Source organism: Variovorax sp. dw_308 (assembly GCF_019207085.1).
In the GTDB taxonomy this organism is placed as follows: domain Bacteria; phylum Pseudomonadota; class Gammaproteobacteria; order Burkholderiales; family Burkholderiaceae_C; genus Variovorax.
Genome location: NZ_JAATOM010000012.1, coordinates 109,737 through 127,380, shown reverse-complemented (window position 1 = coordinate 127,380; position 17,644 = coordinate 109,737). Strand labels below are relative to the sequence as shown.

The following is a 17,644-nucleotide window of genomic DNA, read 5'->3' as shown; positions in this document are numbered from 1 at the left end:
GCAGAAGAAAACCAATCAGATTTTTTCGGTTTTTCTTTTGCGACTTCTGCGAAACCTTTGCGACTTCTGCGTTCAGTACCCGCATTCCCGCGCCCACATCTGAACAACCACCCAAAGGACTCACCATGCAACTAAAGGACAAGGTCGCCTACATCACCGGCTCGGCCAGCGGCATCGGCAAGGAGATCGCCATCGTCTTCGCGAAGGAGGGGGCGAAGATCATCATTGCCGACCTCAACAAGGACGCCGCGGTCGCGACCGCCGAGGAACTCAAGGCCACCGGCGCACAGGCCATCGGCGTCGGCGTGGACGTGACCAACGAGGAGCAGGTCAACGCCTCGGTCGAAGAGGGCGCGGCGGCCTTCGGGGGCATCGACATTCTCATCAGCAATGCCGGCATCCAGATCGTGCACCCGGTGGAGGAATTCACCTTCGCCGACTGGAAGAAGATGCTCGCGATCCACCTCGACGGCGCGTTTCTCACGACCAAGGCCTGCCTCAAGCACATGTATGCGCAGGGGCGCGGCGGCAGCGTGATCTACATGGGCTCGGTGCATTCCAAGGAGGCTTCGCTGCTGAAGGCGCCCTACGTCACGGCCAAGCACGGGCTCATCGGGCTGTGCAAGACGGTGGCGAAGGAAGGTGCGAAGCATGGCGTGCGCGCCAACGTGATCTGCCCCGGCTTCGTGCGCACGCCGCTGGTCGAGAAGCAGATCCCGGAGCAGGCGAAGACGCTGGGCATCACGGAGCAGCAGGTCATCAAGGACGTGATGCTGAAGGAAACGGTGGACGGCGAGTTCACCACGACCGACGACGTGGCGCAGGTCGCGCTGATGTTCGCGGGGTTCCCGACCAATGCGCTCACGGGGCAGTCGCTGGTGGTGAGCCATGGGTGGTTCATGCAGTAGCGCGAGAGGTTATTTCCGTTTCGCGTCGTGGTCGCGGATCAGCGCGCGGGCCTCGTCGCCTTCCGGAATGGGCCGGCCGCTGTCGCGCCATTGCACCGCCGACTTGAAGCCTTCGGCCTGCGCTTGGCGGCGGAACCACATGCCCTCGGGGTTGTGGCGCGTGATGCCGTCGAACACGGTGGCCATCTGCTGGCTCTGCTCCAGGCCCATCGTCAGCATGACCTGGTTGACCACCATCTTGTGCATCGCGAGGTGGCTGCGTGGCACGCCGGCGATGCGCCTGGCCAGCTTCATCGTCGCGTCTTCGAGCTGGTCGGCGGGTACGACCTCGTTGGCCAGGCCCCATTCGGCGGCCTTGCGCCCGTCGATGGTGTCGCCGGTGAACATGAGCTGCTTGGCGCGCGTCGGGCCGAGGCGGTAGGTCCACATCGCGGTGGTGGGGCAGCCCCAGACGCGGGTCGGCATGTAGCCGATGCGCGCGTCCTCCGCCATCACCAGCAGGTCGCAGCACAGCGCGATGTCGCTGCCGCCAGCGGCGGCGTAGCCGTGCACCTTGGCGATGGTGGGCTTGGCGCTTTTCCACAGCGTCATGAAGTCCTCGGTGTTGCGCTTCATGTAGGCGTAGTCGTCCATCGGGTCCCAGGGGAAGCGCTCCTGCTGGCAGGGGTGGTCCATCACGCCCTCGCCGAACTGCGAGAGGTCGTAGCCGCCGCAGAAGCCCTTGCCCGCGCCCTCGATGACGATGACATGCACCTCGTCGTCATCGTTGGCCCATTCGACGGCGGCGCGGATCTCGCGCGGCGTCTGGTCGTTGATCGCATTGAGCCGCTCGGGGCGGTTCAGCAGCAGGCGGGCGATGCGGGGTTCTGCGGCATCCTTGTCGATGCGCAGGGTGGTGAAGGCGGGCATGGGGTCTCCAGGATTGTTCTGAAACGATCATAGGCGTGCCCTCACGCCGCAAGGAGCTGCGCTACCTCAGTGATACCCCGCGGTGCAGTCTCACGCCCGGCGCATCCAGCCGCGCACGCAGGATGTTCCCATGCGTCGAGTCGGTCACGAACAGGGTGGACCGGTCCGCGCCACCGAAGACGATGCCTTGTTGAGTGCGCCGTTCAGCTTGGCAACCACGTCCTTCGGTGGCGCGCCTATTCAGTCCAATCGATAGTTTTTGAAGATCGATAGATCCGGCTGGGGCATCGGGGCGGTGACGAGGCCATGAGGCCTCCCCAAATGTGGCGAGGCAAAGGGCGCCGCAGGGCAGTAGATTCGATCATGCCGTTCAATCCCAGCCTGTCCGCAATCCCAGGCAGAACAAGGTCTGCGCGGTGCCGATGAGGGCCTTGGCGGGAATGCTGACCTTCGACGACGCCAGGAACAGCGGGTCCCCAGCCAGCCACCTGACTTTGCAGATGCGTTCCATGCCGACCCACAATGGCGGCTTTGCCGCTGTTTTCACCCTTTTCGAGGAGACGACGTGATCACTCTCAAGATGATGCAGACGATGTGGCCGCAGAACACCGGTGTCCCTCCGCAGCCTGATGAGCGACTGCTTGAATGCATTGCCAGCGACGCTCCCACCGTCTTCCCCAAGTACGACTTGACCAGCGACCGCCTGGTCGCCCATGCCATCTCGCAATTCAGTCATGAATGCGGCAATGGCCGCACGATGACGGAAAACATCGGCTACAGCCCGCAACGCGCAGCGGAAGTCTGGCCCGGGCGTTTTTCGAGCGCTGCGGATTGCCTGGCGAAGGTCAGATGCAGTGCCGGGGACCCGGCGTTCCCGACGAAGTTGATGGACCTGGTGTATGGCAATCGCAACGGCAACCGGCCCGGCACCAGCGACGGCTCGAAATACATCGGCAGAGGCCTGGCTCAGGCCACGGGACGTGCGAACTACCTGAAGCTCGGCAATCTCGTCGGCCTCGATCTGATCAGCCAGCCCGAGCTGGTCAACCAGCCGGAGCATGCCCTGGAATGTGGCGTCGCAATGTTCATCCTGTGTGGTTGCCTGGCGCCCGCCAAGGCGGATGACGTGGAAAGTGCGACGCGTCACCTCAACGGCGGCACGATCGGCCTGGAGGACCGCATCCTGAAGCTGGAGCTGTGGAAGAACGCGCTGCTGCAGGACGCATTGAACCGGCTCGGTGCCGACCCCGTCCTGGCGACAGACGGTGCATTCGGGAAGAAGTCGATCGACGCATTGATGAGCTTCCAGCGGCGCAAAGGTCTGGATCCCAATGGTCGTCCCCGAGACACGGCTACGTTGGCGGCGATCGAAGCAGCACTCGCCGCCGCTGCCTGATCCTGGGCTGGCGAGATCAAGGACTCGAACGCTCGAGGATTTCCTGCCCCATCAGGACGCACTTGCCCGGAATCCTGGCGTAGATGACTCGCATCTGGTAGCTGGCGCGATACACATACCCCTGGACCTGGAGTACATCGAACTGCTGCCGCCGGTCGACTGGATTGCGCAAGGGAGGAAGGACCTTGACGCCGTCCTCCACGCCCGCATCGGCTTGGCTGTCGGTGCCCGCATGGAACAAGAGCAGCGACTTGGCCTGCTTCAAGGCATCCTCAGCACAGCGGTGGGCCGGTGCGGCCTGGGCGAGCGTACAGGACATCACGAGCGGAAAAAAGATTCGCAAATGCGCCAACTTGAATACCTCCGGAATTGGGCGACCCGCTGCCGCCGCCATCGATTCTGCGGTTGAACTTGCGCTCGAGGCTCGCGGAGTTGCATCGAGCGCCAAATGACGACTTGCGCATAGCTATTCGCGGTCGATGTGATGCTTTGGTATTCCGGCGGCTCTGGAGGCTGCCAGACCGACTGTCAGAGCGGTGGTCCGTCGGCGTATTTCGCCAACAGGTCGATCAGCCTTTGCGCGGCCGGCGAGATGTGGCCGGTGTCCCGGTAGGTCACGACCAATGCGGCGGCGCATTCGCTGCCCAGTTCGGTGCGGTGGCAGCGCCGTTGCACCAGATGGGCGCGCGCCGTAAACATGAACGGTGATTCAACGTGCATTTCGGGCTCCAACCGCCGGCACGCATATTGCTCACCATTCATCACTGACCTGCTCGGCACCGTTGCCGCAGGTATCAGTGCCTCCGCTAATGAAGGCGGGATCCGAGCGAATCGACAGCGATGCAGCTGGCGGTTCGTCTGTTCCAACCCGATTCGCATCCGTTCCATGCGGGGGCCCACTGCCGCTGTCGTTCCAGACAGCATGGCCGGTGGTCTGCACCCTCACGGCATCGGCTGTGTGTGCAGGATCCGACATGAAAATCGCAGTGATTGGCCACGGCATGGTGGGCCACAAGTTCCTCGAGCAACTCCACGAGCTCGACGTCGCGCAGGCAGAGGTCACGGTGCTGTGCGAAGAGCCTCGCCCGGCCTACGACCGGGTCCACCTCTCCGAATTCTTCGCAGGCAAGACGGCGGAAGACCTCTCGCTGGTCGAGCCCGGCTTCTTCGAGCGCAGCGGCTTCACGCTGCGCCTGGCGGCGAAGGCCGTGGCCATCGAGCGCCGCAACAACACCATCACCACCGCCGATGGCGAAGTCGTGCACTACGACAAGCTGGTGCTGGCCACGGGCTCCTCGCCCTTCGTGCCGCCGGTGCCGGGCCGCGACCGGCCCAACTGCTTCGTCTACCGCACCGTCGAAGACCTCGAAGCCATGAAGGCCTGCGGCGCGCGCTCGAAGACCGGCGTGGTCGTCGGCGGCGGACTGCTCGGCCTGGAGTGCGCGAAGGCCCTGCGCGACATGGGCCTGGAAACGCACGTGGTCGAGTTCGCGCCGCGCCTCATGGCCGTGCAGGTCGACGAGGGCGGCGGCCGCGCGCTGCGCAACAGCATCGAGGCGCTTGGCCTGCATGTGCACACCGGCCGCAACACGGTCGAGATCGTCGATGGGGCGACCGCGCGGCACCGCATGGTGTTCGCCGATGGCACGCACCTGGAGACCGACATGATCGTGTTCTCCGCCGGCATCCGCCCGCGCGACGAACTGGCCCGCCAGAGCCTGCTGGCGCTGGGCGCGCGCGGCGGCATCGCTGTGGACTCGCATTGCCGCACCAGCGACCGCAACGTGTACGCGATCGGCGAATGCGCCGCATGGAACGACCAGACCTTCGGCCTCGTCGCGCCCGGCTACGACATGGCCCGCGTCGCCGCGAAGCACATCGCCGGTCAGGACGAGGCCGCCTTCACCGGCGCCGACATGAGCACCAAGCTCAAGCTGATGGGCGTCGATGTGGCGAGCATCGGCGACGCGCACGGCAGGACGCCGAAGTCGCGTTCTTATCAATACGTGAACGAGCACAAGCAGGTCTACAAGAAGATCGTCGTCAGCGAGGACGGCAAGCAACTGTTGGGTGCCGTGCTGGTCGGCGATGCGGCCGAGTACGGCAACCTGCTGCAACTGGCGCTCAATGGGATCGCCTTGCCGGAGGAGCCGGAGTTCTTGATCCTGCCGTCGAGCGACGGCAAGGCGCGTCCCGGCATCGGCGTGGAAGCGCTGCCCGACACGGCGCAGATCTGCTCGTGCAACAACGTGAGCAAGGGCCAGCTCTGCGCGGCCGTCGGCGAAGGCGCGTGCTCCGTCGCCGACCTGAAGGCCTGCACCAGGGCCGGCGCTTCGTGCGGCGGCTGCGTGCCGCTGGTCACGCAGGTGATGAAGATGGAAATGAGCAAGCGCGGCATGGCAGTCAACAACCACCTGTGCGAGCACTTCCCGTACTCGCGCCAGGAGCTGTTCCACCTGGTCCGCGTGGGCGAGATCAAGACCTTCGGCGACCTGCTGCACAAGCACGGCAAGGGCCTGGGCTGCGACATCTGCAAGCCGACCGCGGCCAGCATCTTCGCCTCGTGCTGGAACGACTTCGTGCTCAAGAAGGACCTGGCCAGCCTGCAGGACAGCAACGACTACTTCCTGGGCAACATCCAGAAGGACGGCTCGTACTCGGTGGTGCCGCGCATGCCGGGCGGCGAGGTATCGGCCGATGGCCTGATCGCGGTGGGGCAGGTCGCGAAGAAGTACGGGCTGTACACCAAGATCACCGGCGGCCAGCGCGTGGACCTGTTCGGCGCGCGCGTTGAACAGCTGCCCTCGATCTGGGAAGAGTTGATCGCCGCTGGCTTCGAGTCGGGCCATGCGTATGGCAAGTCGCTGCGTACGGTCAAGAGCTGCGTCGGCTCGACCTGGTGCCGCTACGGTGTCGATGACAGCATGGGCATGGCGATCGAACTCGAGAACCGCTACAAGGGTTTGCGCACGCCGCACAAGATCAAGTTCGGCGTCTCGGGTTGCACGCGTGAGTGCGCCGAGGCGCAGAGCAAGGACGTGGGCGTCATCGCCACCGAGAAGGGCTGGAACCTATACGTGTGCGGCAACGGCGGCATGAAGCCGCGGCATGCCGAACTCATCGCTTCCGATCTTTCGAAGGCCGAGCTGATCAAGCTGGTCGATCGCTTCCTGATGTTCTACGTGCGCACCGCGGATCGCCTGCAACGCACGAGCACCTGGCGCGAGAGCCTGGAGGGCGGCCTCGACTACCTGAAGGGCGTGCTGATCCAGGACACGCTGGGCCTCGGCGCTGAACTCGAAGCGCAGATGCAGCACGTCGTCAGCACCTACCAATGCGAGTGGAAGACCGCGGTGAACGACCCGGCCACGCGCCAGCGCTTCCGCTCCTTCGTCAACAGCGAGAAGCCGGACGAGCACATCGTGTTCGTGGAAGAGCGCGGCCAGATCCGGCCGGCGCGCGGCGCGCAGCGCGATGAAGCAGCGACCGATCTTGAAACCGCCTGATGCACGCGAGGACATCCCCATGACCGCTGAAACCCTCCACTGGACCGCCGTGTGCGCCGCGAGCGACATCCTGCCCGACACCGGCGTCTGCGCTCTCGTCGATGGCGTGCATGTCGCGATCTTCAACGTGGCCGGCGCGCGGCAGTTCTTCGCCATCGACAACGTCGATCCGAAGTCCAGGGCGAGCGTGCTGTCGCGCGGCCTGGTCGGCAGCCTGGGCGAACGCATCGTCGTCGCCTCGCCGCTCTACAAGAACCACTTCGACCTGCGCAGCGGCGAATGCCTCGAAGCGCCGGAGCACTCGGTGCGCGCCCACGCGGTGCGCGTCCACGAAGGCCGCGTGCACGTCGCGCTGTCCTGAGCCCCCATTTCGTTTTTCATCAAGATCCCCAAGGAACCCTATGGCCTACCTCGCACCTGCCGAATTCGTCACCAAGATGGTCGACGCCGGCGAATCCAAGCTCCTGATGTCCACCCGCGACACGCTGATCCGCTCCTACATGGCCGGCGCCATCCTCGCGCTGGCGGCGGCCTTTGCCGTGACCATCACCGTCAACACCGGCAATGCGCTGGTGGGCGCGATGCTCTTCCCGGTCGGCTTCATCATGCTGTACCTCATGGGCTTCGACCTGCTGACCGGCGTGTTCACGCTGGCGCCGCTGGCCGTGCTGGACAGGCGCCCCGGCGCCACTTGGAAGGGCGTGCTGCGCAACTGGGGCCTGGTGTTCTGCGGCAACTTCGCTGGCGCGCTGACCGTGGCGGTGTTCATGGCCATCATCTTCACCTTCGGTTTCAGCGAGGCGCCCAACGCCATCGGCCAGAAGCTGGGCCACATCGGCGAAGGCCGCACGCTGGGCTATTCGGCGCACGGCGCGGCCGGCATGCTGACCCTGTTCATCCGCGGCGTGATGTGCAACTGGATGGTGTCGACGGGCGTGGTCGCCGCGTTGATGTCCACCACCGTGTCGGGCAAGGCGATCGGCATGTGGATGCCCGTGATGATCTTCTTCTACATGGGCTTCGAGCACTCCATCGTCAACATGTTCCTGTTCCCCACCGGCCTGATGCTCGGCGGCAACTTCACGCTGCTGGACTACCTCATCTGGAACGAGATCCCGACGGTGCTCGGCAACCTGGTCGGCGGGCTGAGCTTCGTGGGGCTGACGCTGTACGCGACGCACTACAAGACGGCCCCCAAGGGCGCCCTGACCTGAAGAAGGTGTGAATATTCCTGCTGCGGCCACCGATCTCGGGTCTGCGGTGCTCACTGCACAGGAGTGCGGTTCCGCTCCTCTACCCGAGCTCGGCGCCCTCGCTACGAAATCTTCACGCCTTCTTCGCGCCGAGGAACAGCCGGACGACCGGAGGCGCAAGGAGCTCCGCGTGACGCTTGGCCAACACTCGCTGGCCGGCGCCGAGGGCGTGAACCAGGACTTCCACGGCGCGATGCTGCCCCGGGGATTCGCGCGCATCTCCAAAGGCATCGCCGTGGCGATTGCCGATGGCATCGGCTCCAGCCGCGTCAGCCAGGTGGCCAGTGCCGCCGCGGTGCGCGGCTTCCTGGACGACTACTACGCCACGTCCGAGGCATGGTCGGTGCGGCGCGCGGGCCAACGCGTGCTGAGCGCCACCAACTCCTGGCTGCATGCGCAAACGATGCGCAGCGACGCGCGCTTCGACAAGGACAGCGGCTATATCTGCACCTTCAGCGCGCTGATCCTCAAGGGCCGCGACGTGCACATGCTGCACGTCGGCGACTCGCGCATCTACCGGGTGCATGCACATGCGCTCGAACAACTCACCGACGATCACCGCGTGCATCTTTCTTCGGTGGAGTCGTATCTCGGTCGCGCGCTGGGCGCGGACTCGCGCGTGGAGATCGACTACGCCCATTGGGAAGCCGAACCCGGCGAGATCTACCTGCTGGCCACCGATGGCGCGTACCCGCATCTCGATGCGGCAGCGGTTCACGCCGCGCTGGTGCAGGGCGGGAATGACTTCGATGAAGCGGCGCGGCTGCTCGCGACCGAGGCGCGGGCCAGGGGCTCGCGAGACGATGCGACAGTGCAACTGCTTCGCATCGACGAACTGCCCGCTGCCGATGCGGCGCGACTGCCGATGCAACGTGACGACCTGGCGATAGCGCCCCCGCTGGCCTCACGTGCAAGTTTCGAGGGATTCACGCTCGTGCGCGAGTTGCAGGTGAGTGCGCGCAGCCACGTGCACCTGGCCGTGGACGACGCCACCGGGCAGCAGGTCGTGCTGAAGCTGCCCTCCGTCGACCTGCGCGATGACGCCGACTACCTCGACCGCTTCGTGCTCGAGGAGTGGGTGGCGCGTCGTGTGGACAGTCCGCATGTGCTCAAGGCGAGCGCCATCGACCGGCCGCGCAGTCATCTATATGTCGCGATGGAATACGTCGACGGCCAGACGCTCGCGCAATGGATGGTCGACCATCCGCGCCCCAGCCTGGACACCGTGCGCGGCATCGTCGAGCAGTTGGCGATGGGACTGCAGGCATTGCATCGGCGCGAGATGCTGCACCAGGACATCCGGCCCGAGAACGTGATGATCGACCGCGGCGGCACCGTCAGGATCATCGACCTGGCGTCCACGCATGTCGCGGGCCTCGCTGAAAGCACCGGTGAGCGCAGGGCACTCGCCATCGCCGGCACCTTGCAATACACGGCGCCCGAATACTTCGTCGGGCGAGGTGGCAGCGTGCGCTCCGAGTTGTTCTCGCTGGCCGTGATTGCCTACCGCATGCTCACCGGCCAATTGCCTTACGGTCTGGACGCCTCACGCATCCGGACGACAGCGGACGTGAGCAAGCTGCGCTATGTGCCGGTCCGCCACTTCCGGCCCGAGTTGCCGGCATGGCTCGATGCGGTTTTGCAGAAGGCGCTGCATCCGGACGCGGCGAAGCGGCAGCAAGCGGTGAGCGAACTGGCGCATGACCTGCGCGCGCCGGGGCCGGAGTTCATGCGTGCAAGGCCACCGCCGTTGATCGAGCGGAACCCGGTGCGCTTCTGGCAGGCCACGACGGTGATGCTGGGCGCGGCGGTGATCGTGCTGATCGGGATGCGCGTCGTCGGAGGTTGATGCGCCCGCAGGGTAGCGTGAAGTGGTCGAAGCTGGTGAAGGAGCGGGACATCAGGATCGAGTGAGTGTGGCGGCGTCGTTCGAGGCCCCTGGATTTCGCGGCGGAAGAATGAAAGACTCGCGCGACCACACCACGCACGCGGAGCTCCTCATGCCGCCCACCGCCCCGATCACGGACGCCAACCCCACCGTCGAAGAAATGCAGGCGCGCGTCGCAAGATTTCGTTCGCTTCAGCCGACGACGGACTACGTCGATGCATCCATCCCGGGATGCGAGCGGACGACTTATCGCGTGCTCGGCACGCCGCCCGCCGCGCCGCTCGCGGCGGAAGGCTTCCACCTCAACATCGTCTGCTGCGAGCCCGGCAAGTCGGCGCCGCTGCACAACCACCTGACGCAGGAAGTGTTCGTCGCGCTCTCCGGGCGATGGGAGGTCTTCTGGGGCCCGACCGGCGCGCGCAGCGTGGTGCTTGAACCGTGGGACACGGTGGCGATTCCGCCGGGCGTCTCGCGTGGCTTCAGGAACATCGCGGCGGAGCCCGCGTACCTCATGGGCATGGCCAGCGGCCAGGACCCGGGGAACATCAACTGGCCGGCACAGGTTCGTGCGGCGCCTGCGGCAGCCGGGGTGGCATTGCCCTAGAGAGGCCCTCGTCGTCGCTACAGTTTCAATTCCCAGGTCTCCCCGACGAGCTGCTGCCCGAATCCCTCATAAGGCTCCGACTTGGTGAGCTTGAACCCGCGCGCCGCGTAGATGCCGCGTGCCGCCGCCAGGCAACTGTTGGTCCAGAGCACCATCTTCTTGTACCCCTTGCGGCGTGCGAAGCCAATGCATTCATCGGTGAGTCGGGCGCCCAGGCCCAGGCCGCGCGCCTGGGGCGCAAGGATCAGCATGCGCAACTGCGCCGTCGTGGCCGACTTGCGGACGACGAACACCGCGCCGACGCGTTCGCCGTTGAGTTCCGCGATCCAGCAGCGTTCACTGTCGGGTTGGAACTTGCGCAGGAACTGGGCCGCGATCTCGGCGACCAGCGCTTCGAATTCACTGTTCCAGCCGTATTCGCGGGCATAGATCTCGCCGTGTTGCTGTACCACCCAGCCGATGTCGCCGGGCACAGGGTCGCGCAGGATGGCGGTGGTGGGCCGGGTCGCGGCGGGCGTGGCGGGGTCGAGCAGGGCCTGTACCGTGCTCATCGCGTCCAGCATCTGCTGCCGTTGCGCCGCGGAGAGTGGGGCGAGCAGGGCGCCTGCTTCGTCGCGCGACTTCTGTTGCAGCGGCGCGAAGGCGGCATGGCCGGCCTCGGTCAGCGCCAGCAACTGGTGGCGCGCATCGCCCGGGTGCGGCTTGCGCGTCAGCCAGCCGGCCGCATCGAAGCGGCGCAGGATGCGGCTGAGGTAGCCGGCGTCCAGGCCCAGCGACTTGCCGATCTCGCTGGCGATGGGCGTTTCGCGATGCGCCAGTTCATAGAGCACGCGCACGTCGGTCAGCGAGAGATCGCTGCCAAGGTAGCCGTCGAGTGCGCCGATGCGGGCGGTGTAGAAGCGGTTGAATTGGCGGACCGCCTTCACGGCGGCGGCGTCTACGGGGCGGGTGGCGGGAACATTCATGCTTGCCATTGTCATGGATATTAATTGACAAAAGCAATGATTTCCGAATGGTCGACCGGTTCGACGGATGGCCTTTGGGCGACAAAGCTAAGGAAAAACCCTAAAATCGAGGGTTGCCCATATCGGGCCCATATGGCGTTGCATTGCGCCAGCCCCTCGCAAGCCGCAATTTCAATGAACGCCCCTGTCGACGTCTCCTTCTTTCATCGCGCCGCCAAGCCGCTGACCAGCTACCGCAAGTACTGGGCGGCCCGCTTCGGCACCGCGAAATTCCTGCCCACGTCACGCAAGGAGATGGACGCTCTCGGCTGGGACAGCTGCGACATCATCGTGGTCACCGGCGACGCCTATGTCGACCACCCGAGCTTCGGCATGTCGGTGATCGGTCGCATGCTCGAAGGGCAGGGCTTTCGCGTCGGCATCATCGCCCAGCCCGACTGGCAGAGCGCCGAGCCCTTCAAGGCGCTCGGCAAGCCGAACCTGTTCTTCGGCGTGACGTCGGGCAACATGGATTCGATGATCAACCGCTACACGGCGGACCGCAAGATTCGCAGCGACGACGCCTACACGCCCGGCGACGTCGGCGGCAAGCGGCCCGACCGCGCGGCCATCGTCTATTCGCAGCGCTGCAAGGAAGCCTGGAACGACGTACCGATCGTGCTTGGCGGCATCGAAGGCTCGTTGCGCCGCATCGCGCACTACGACTACTGGTCGGACAAGGTGCGCCGCTCGATCGTGGTGGACAGCAAGTGCGACCTGCTGCTGTATGGCAATGCGGAGCGGGCGATCGTGGAGGTGGCGCATCGGCTTGCAGCGAAGGAGCCGATCCAGCAGATCACCGATGTGCGCGGCACCGCCTTCGTGCGGCGTGACACGCCCGAGGGCTGGTTCGAGATCGACTCGACCAGCGTCGACGAACCCGGCCGCGTCGAGGCGCATGTGAATCCGTACCTGATGGTGTCGGAGCAGGCCAAGGCGAATGGCGCGAGCTGCGCGCGGGAAGACGAGGCTGAGGCGGTCGCCAAGGCGGCAGAGTCCCGGGGTTCACTCCCTCTCCCGCGAGCGGGAGAGGGCAGCGGTGAGGGCGCGGCGCAGCCGCTGGTGTTCATGCCCAACCCGAATCTGAAGACGAAGAGCCCTCACCCTAACCCTCTCCCGCCAGCGGGAGAGGGGACAACAGCCAGGGAGCGAATCAAGGTGCCGCCACGGGATCGGTCGGTGATCCGGCTGCCGTCGTACGAGCAGGTGCGCAGCGACCCGATCCTGTATGCCCATGCCAACCGCGTGCTGCACCTCGAAACCAACCCCGGCAACGCCCGCGCGCTGGTGCAGGCCCACGGCGAAGGCACGACCGCGCGCGATGTCTGGATCAACCCGCCACCCATCCCGCTGACCACGGCCGAGATGGACTACGTGTTCGACCTGCCGTACGCCCGCAGCCCGCATCCGCGCTATGCCGACGAGGCCGGCAGCCACGACGGCGCGACCAAGATCCCCGCGTGGGAAATGATCCGCTTCAGCGTGAACATCATGCGCGGCTGCTTCGGCGGCTGCACCTTCTGCTCGATCACCGAGCATGAGGGCCGCATCATCCAGAGCCGCTCCGAAGAGTCGATCATCAAGGAGGTCGAGGCCATCCGCGATTCGGTGAAGGGCTTCACCGGCACCATCTCCGACCTCGGCGGCCCCACCGCCAACATGTACCGCCTGGGCTGCAAGTCGCCCGAGATCGAAGCGGCCTGCCGCAAGCCAAGCTGCGTCTACCCCGGCATCTGCTCGAACCTCGGCACCAACCACGATCCGCTCATCAAGATCTACCGCCGCGCGCGTGCGCTGAAGGGCATCAAGAAGATCCTGATCGGCTCCGGCCTGCGTTACGACTTGGCCGTGCAAAGTCCCGAGTACGTCAAGGAACTGGTGCAGCACCACGTCGGCGGCTACCTGAAGATCGCGCCCGAGCACACCGAGCAAGGCCCGCTCACCAAGATGATGAAGCCGGGCATCGGCAGCTACGACAAGTTCAAGCAGCTGTTCGAAAAGTTCAGCGCCGAGGCCGGCAAGAAGCAGTACCTGATCCCGTACTTCATCGCCGCGCATCCGGGCACCAGCGACGAGGACATGATGAACCTCGCGATCTGGCTCAAGAAGAACGGCTTCCGCGCCGACCAGGTGCAGACCTTCTATCCGAGCCCGATGGCCACGGCCACGGCGATGTACCACACCAACAAGAACCCGCTGCGCAAGATCACGCGCGAGAGCGAGACGGTGGACATCGTGCGTGGCGACAAGCGCCGCCGCCTGCACAAGGCCTTCCTGCGCTACCACGATGCCAACAACTGGCCGCTGCTGCGCGAGGCGCTCAAGAGCATGGGCCGCTCCGACCTGATCGGCAACGGCAAGCACCACCTGATCCCGACCTGGCAGCCGCTCACCGATGGCAGCTACACCAGCGCGCGGCGCAGCAATTCCAGCGCGTCGGCCGAGACGGTGAAGTCATCGCCCGTGACCAAGGGCCGCCTGCTTACGCAGCACACGGGCCTGCCGCCGCGGGACAACGGATCGGGCCGGCCGGCGGTCGGCAAGAAGCCGGGCAGCGCGCGACCGCCGATTCGCAAGGCACGCTGAGTCGCTTGACGGACAGGCAATCCGACGAGACTCAGGCCTGGAGACTCAGGACCCCGACAGGCCTGCTGGCAACAGCTTGCCGACCCATGCGCCCACGATGGCGACATGGCCCGCCGCCATCGTCCAGTAGACCGCCATGAAGTCCGGCTTGCGAACCTTGTGGCGAAACAGGCGCTGGGCGCACCAGGCGCCCCGGCCAGCCGCCAAGCAGTGACAGCATGTGCAACGTGGTCTCCGACGTGCGCCAGCGCCCTGCCTCGGCGGCGCTCTTGTCGAGGCCATAGATGAAGAAGGTCGACAAGCTGATCACCAGCAACACGGCGAGTGTGATCGGCGAGATGCGCGCGATCCAGACGCCATAGCCAAGTAACGCAACATAGATTGCGATCAGCAGGGCCATGGGCAACGAAGAAGTCGACGGCGCAACGTCGCGCGATCGGCCGTTCGGACGGTCGGATGGCCGGCGGGACGGTTCGGAAGCGCTCCGACCTTGCGGCTGCCGCGCCGCACCGGCCGCCTGCACCGCGACCGCGCGCGGACCCTTGCCGCCCATGTGAATCTCCTCGAAGCGCAGCATCATGCCGACCTGCGGCGTGATGCCCTTGTCGGTGAAGTCGCGCAGATGCACGAACACATCGGCTGAGATGTCGGGACAGTGGATGAAGCCGAAGCCCCGGTCCTTGACCCAGCGTACGAGCGTGCCTTGGCGTTTCATCGCCGGGATTCTCGCCGCTGTGCGCACCGCATCCGTCGTTGCCGGGAGCCGGTCCCGCTCCCGCGTCAGTCCGTCAGTCCAGGGGCTCGGTGGATTGCCTCAACGCCTCGGCACCGGAATCCGCGCAGACGACTTCACCTCTCGCAGCGCCAGGCTCGACTTGATGGATGTCACGCCTTGCTGCTTGCGGAACACCTGCTCCACGAAATCGCTGTATGCGTCCAGGTCGGTGGCGAGGACCTGCAGCAGGTAGTCGGCATCCCCCGTGATCTTGTGGCATGACAGCACCTCGGGCTGCAGCTTCATGGCCTTCTCGAACTTGTCCGGCGCGTCGTCCCCGTGCATGCCGAACTGGATCTGGACGAAGGCGAGCACATTGAGCCCGAGCATGCGCCGGTCCAGGTTGGCCTGGTAGTCCTTGATCACGCCCTCGTCCTGCAGGCGCTTGCGGCGGCGCCAGCATGGGGTGACGCTCAGCGACAGCTTGTCTCCGAGCGCCGCGTTCGAGATGGCGCCATCGGCCTGGAGCAATTCGAGCATGGCAACGTCAATGTCATCCAAAGGTGGTGAAGGGCGATTTTTGCTCATGGGTAGACTTTGAGAGTCGAAAAGTTCGAAAAGCATAGCCTTTGCTGTTGCAATAGCAATGTTTTTGCGCACCTGGCGAGCTAAGATTTTTGTCTTCAACAGAGGGCAAAGATGCTTACGGTTTTCAGTTCTTCACATCACCTGCACCACGGCAAGGAACTCAAGGACGGTGCGCTGACCCCTTCGTTCGAGGAGCCGGGGCGGGCCGATACGATCCTTCGCCGCGTGCGGGCGGTGGGCCTGGGCGATGTCGTCGGGTGTCGTCCGTTCGGCGCCGAGCGCTACGTCGGCGCGCACAGCGAGCGCTATGTGCAATTCCTGTCCATGGCCTGGCAGAAATGGAGCGCGGGCGGCCGAAGCTCCGACGCGTTGCCGCTGGTCTGGCCGGTGCGAAACATGCGCGACGACATCGAGCCTTCGGTCATCGAGGGCAAGCTCGGCTACTTCTCCATGGACGCCGGTGCGCCCATCACGGCCCACACCTGGAACGCGGTCGCGGAAAGCGCCAACCTGGCGCTCACCGGCGCCGAGGTCGTGCTCGAAGGCGCACGCAGCGCATTCGCCCTGTGCCGGCCACCGGGACACCATGCGGGCCGCGAGTACATGGGCGGCTACTGCTACCTGAACAACGCGGGCATCGCGGCATCCCACGCCATTGCCAGGGGCGTCAAGCGCGTTGCCATCCTCGATGTCGATTTTCATCATGGCAACGGCACGCAGGACATCTTCTATGAGCGGCCGGACGTGCTCACCGTCTCCATTCACGGCGACCCGTCGGTGTCGTACCCGTACTTCAGCGGACACGCCGACGAGCGCGGCTGCAATGCCGGCCTGGGCTTCAACGTCAACCTGCCGCTGGCCAAGGGCACGGATTGGGCTGCCTACACCGTGGCATTGAAGGCCGCGTGCCAGGCGGTCGCCGCGCATGCGCCGGAACTGCTGATCGTCTCGCTGGGCGTCGACACGTTTGAGAACGACCCCATCAGCCACTTCCTGCTGAAGTCCGATGACTTCTCCAGGCTGGGCGAGCAGATCGCCGCCATCCAGTGCCCCACGCTCTTCGTGATGGAGGGCGGCTACATGGTGGATGAAATCGGCATCAACGCCGTCAACGTGCTGCAGGGCTTCGAGGCACGCGGCTGAGCGCTCCAAATCCTTTTTGAACCCAACCAAGACTGACCAGATATGACTCAATACATCGACGTCCAGGATGTCGCGGAACTCGTCAAGCGCGAAGGCCTTCCCCGCGTGATCGGCGCCATGGCCGGCTACATCGAATCGGACTACCGCGACTGGGAGAACTTCGACAAGTCCGCGCGTGTCGCAAGCCACTCGACGGTGGGCGTCATCGAACTCATGCCGACCGCCAACGAGGCGCTGTATGCGTTCAAGTACGTCAACGGCCATCCGCAAAACACCTTCAGCGCGCTGCCGACGGTGATGGCCTTCGGCGTGCTCGCCGACGTCGGCACCGGCTTTCCGTTGCTGCTCAGCGAGATGACGCTGCTCACCGCGATCCGCACCGCCGCCATGTCCGCGCTGGCGGCCAGCCGCCTCGCGCGCAAGTCCTCGCGCGTCATGGCCATCATCGGCAACGGCTCGCAGAGCGAGTTCCAGGCGATCGCGTTCCATTCGATGCTCGGCATCCGGCAGGTCCGCCTGTACGACACGGACCTCGAGGCCTCGCAGAAGCTGAAGCGAAACCTCGCGGCGTTCCCGGAGCTCGAGGTGACGATTGCTCTGACCGCCGAGCAGGCCGTGCGGGGCGCCGACATCGTGACGACGGTCACGGCGGACAAGACCAATGCCACCATCCTGCGGCCCGAGATGCTGGAGCCCGGCATGCACATCAACGCGGTGGGCGGCGACTGCCCTGGCAAGACCGAACTGCATCCCGACGTGTTGCGAGACGCGCGCGTGGTCGTCGAATACGAACCGCAGACAAGGATCGAAGGCGACATCCAGCAGATGCCGGCGGACTTCCCGGTGACCGAGTTCCACCAGATCCTCTCGGGGGCGCAGCCGGGCAGGACCAGCGAGCAGCAGGTCACGGTGTTCGATTCGGTCGGCTTTGCGCTCGAAGACTTCTCCGCGCTGCGGTACCTGCGCGACCTCGGGCAGCGCCATGGCGTGGGGCGCGAGTTGAACCTCATCCCTTCGCTGGTCGACCCCAAGGACCTCTTTGCCCTGGTGCGCCAGGAGCCATCGACTGCCAGGGCGACGGACAGGCTGTCCGGCGCCACGGCCCCTGCGGCGATGGCCTGATTCGCCCACCGCTTCGAAGGAA

At 65.4% G+C, this 17,644-nt stretch carries 17 protein-coding genes and 1 pseudogene; 10 read left to right on the top strand and 8 right to left on the bottom strand.

Annotated elements, in window-relative coordinates; all coding sequences use genetic code 11:
* Positions 1-125 precede the first annotated feature (125 nt).
* Entirely contained in the window at positions 126-908 is a 783-nt protein-coding gene (locus HCU76_RS22350) for a 3-hydroxybutyrate dehydrogenase (RefSeq protein WP_218510696.1), read from the top strand.
* A gap of 9 nt (positions 909-917) precedes the next feature.
* On the opposite strand, the gene HCU76_RS22345 is transcribed toward HCU76_RS22350, so the two are convergent.
* From HCU76_RS22345 to HCU76_RS22340, 3 genes and pseudogenes are all read right to left on the bottom strand, one after another.
* Positions 918-1,817, bottom strand: coding sequence for a crotonase/enoyl-CoA hydratase family protein (locus tag HCU76_RS22345; RefSeq protein WP_213954023.1), 900 nt, complete (start codon positions 1,815-1,817; stop codon positions 918-920).
* A 61-nt stretch (positions 1,818-1,878) separates the two neighbouring features.
* Positions 1,879-2,001 (bottom strand): annotated as a pseudogene (locus HCU76_RS37260) (SMP-30/gluconolactonase/LRE family protein); the annotation flags it as partial.
* Positions 2,002-2,187: 186 nt separating this feature from the next.
* Complete coding sequence (locus HCU76_RS22340) at positions 2,188-2,328, bottom strand: hypothetical protein (protein ID WP_218510695.1); 141 nt, start codon at positions 2,326-2,328, stop codon at positions 2,188-2,190.
* A 54-nt stretch (positions 2,329-2,382) separates the two neighbouring features.
* On the opposite strand from HCU76_RS22340, the gene HCU76_RS37255 reads away from it, so the two are divergent.
* On the top strand, positions 2,383-3,213 hold the full coding sequence (locus HCU76_RS37255; protein ID WP_218510694.1) for a peptidoglycan-binding protein: 831 nt from the start codon (positions 2,383-2,385) through the stop codon (positions 3,211-3,213).
* A gap of 16 nt (positions 3,214-3,229) precedes the next feature.
* On the opposite strand, the gene HCU76_RS22330 is transcribed toward HCU76_RS37255, so the two are convergent.
* On the bottom strand, positions 3,230-3,478 hold the full coding sequence (locus tag HCU76_RS22330; protein WP_218510693.1) for a hypothetical protein: 249 nt from the start codon (positions 3,476-3,478) through the stop codon (positions 3,230-3,232).
* 263 nt (positions 3,479-3,741) lie between these two features.
* Positions 3,742-3,975 carry a hypothetical protein gene (locus HCU76_RS22325; RefSeq protein WP_218510692.1) on the bottom strand — a complete coding sequence of 78 codons (234 nt, stop codon included), beginning with the start codon at positions 3,973-3,975 and terminating at the stop codon, positions 3,742-3,744.
* Positions 3,976-4,187: 212 nt separating this feature from the next.
* On the opposite strand from HCU76_RS22325, the gene nirB reads away from it, so the two are divergent.
* The 5 genes from nirB (at position 4,188) to HCU76_RS22300 (ending at position 10,464) form a co-directional block, all read left to right on the top strand.
* On the top strand, positions 4,188-6,719 hold the full coding sequence (gene nirB, locus HCU76_RS22320; RefSeq protein ID WP_218510691.1) for a nitrite reductase large subunit NirB: 2,532 nt from the start codon (positions 4,188-4,190) through the stop codon (positions 6,717-6,719).
* Between the two features lie 19 nt (positions 6,720-6,738).
* Positions 6,739-7,080, top strand: a complete 342-nt coding sequence (gene nirD, locus HCU76_RS22315) for a nitrite reductase small subunit NirD (RefSeq protein ID WP_218510690.1) — start codon at positions 6,739-6,741, stop codon at positions 7,078-7,080.
* Between the two features lie 40 nt (positions 7,081-7,120).
* Positions 7,121-7,933, top strand: coding sequence for a formate/nitrite transporter family protein (locus tag HCU76_RS22310; RefSeq protein WP_218510689.1), 813 nt, complete (start codon positions 7,121-7,123; stop codon positions 7,931-7,933).
* A 169-nt stretch (positions 7,934-8,102) separates the two neighbouring features.
* The gene (locus tag HCU76_RS22305) at positions 8,103-9,821 is read left to right on the top strand and encodes a protein kinase (RefSeq protein WP_371319882.1); all 1,719 of its coding nucleotides are present in this window, start codon (positions 8,103-8,105) and stop codon (positions 9,819-9,821) included.
* 151 nt (positions 9,822-9,972) lie between these two features.
* A complete protein-coding gene (locus HCU76_RS22300; protein WP_218510688.1) occupies positions 9,973-10,464 on the top strand; it encodes a cupin domain-containing protein in 492 nt (163 codons plus the stop codon).
* A 17-nt stretch (positions 10,465-10,481) separates the two neighbouring features.
* Here the strand turns inward: HCU76_RS22300 and HCU76_RS22295 are convergent, their stop codons facing one another.
* On the bottom strand, positions 10,482-11,429 hold the full coding sequence (locus tag HCU76_RS22295) for a GNAT family N-acetyltransferase (RefSeq protein WP_371319881.1): 948 nt from the start codon (positions 11,427-11,429) through the stop codon (positions 10,482-10,484).
* Positions 11,430-11,603: 174 nt separating this feature from the next.
* Here HCU76_RS22295 and HCU76_RS22290 point away from each other — a divergent pair, with 174 nt between their 5' ends.
* The gene (locus HCU76_RS22290) at positions 11,604-14,054 is read left to right on the top strand and encodes a YgiQ family radical SAM protein (RefSeq protein WP_218510686.1); all 2,451 of its coding nucleotides are present in this window, start codon (positions 11,604-11,606) and stop codon (positions 14,052-14,054) included.
* A gap of 31 nt (positions 14,055-14,085) precedes the next feature.
* On the opposite strand, the gene HCU76_RS22285 is transcribed toward HCU76_RS22290, so the two are convergent.
* Together HCU76_RS22285 and HCU76_RS22280 are read right to left on the bottom strand one after the other, a co-directional pair.
* Positions 14,086-14,769: a cold shock and DUF1294 domain-containing protein gene (locus HCU76_RS22285; protein ID WP_256354342.1), complete on the bottom strand. Its 684-nt coding sequence runs from the start codon at positions 14,767-14,769 to the stop codon at positions 14,086-14,088.
* A 99-nt stretch (positions 14,770-14,868) separates the two neighbouring features.
* Complete coding sequence (locus tag HCU76_RS22280) at positions 14,869-15,357, bottom strand: Lrp/AsnC family transcriptional regulator (RefSeq protein ID WP_218510685.1); 489 nt, start codon at positions 15,355-15,357, stop codon at positions 14,869-14,871.
* A gap of 111 nt (positions 15,358-15,468) precedes the next feature.
* Here HCU76_RS22280 and HCU76_RS22275 point away from each other — a divergent pair, with 111 nt between their 5' ends.
* Positions 15,469-16,500 carry a histone deacetylase family protein gene (locus tag HCU76_RS22275; RefSeq protein WP_218510684.1) on the top strand — a complete coding sequence of 344 codons (1,032 nt, stop codon included), beginning with the start codon at positions 15,469-15,471 and terminating at the stop codon, positions 16,498-16,500.
* A 42-nt stretch (positions 16,501-16,542) separates the two neighbouring features.
* The gene (locus HCU76_RS22270) at positions 16,543-17,622 is read left to right on the top strand and encodes an ornithine cyclodeaminase (protein ID WP_218510683.1); all 1,080 of its coding nucleotides are present in this window, start codon (positions 16,543-16,545) and stop codon (positions 17,620-17,622) included.
* Positions 17,623-17,644: the final 22 nt, after the last annotated feature.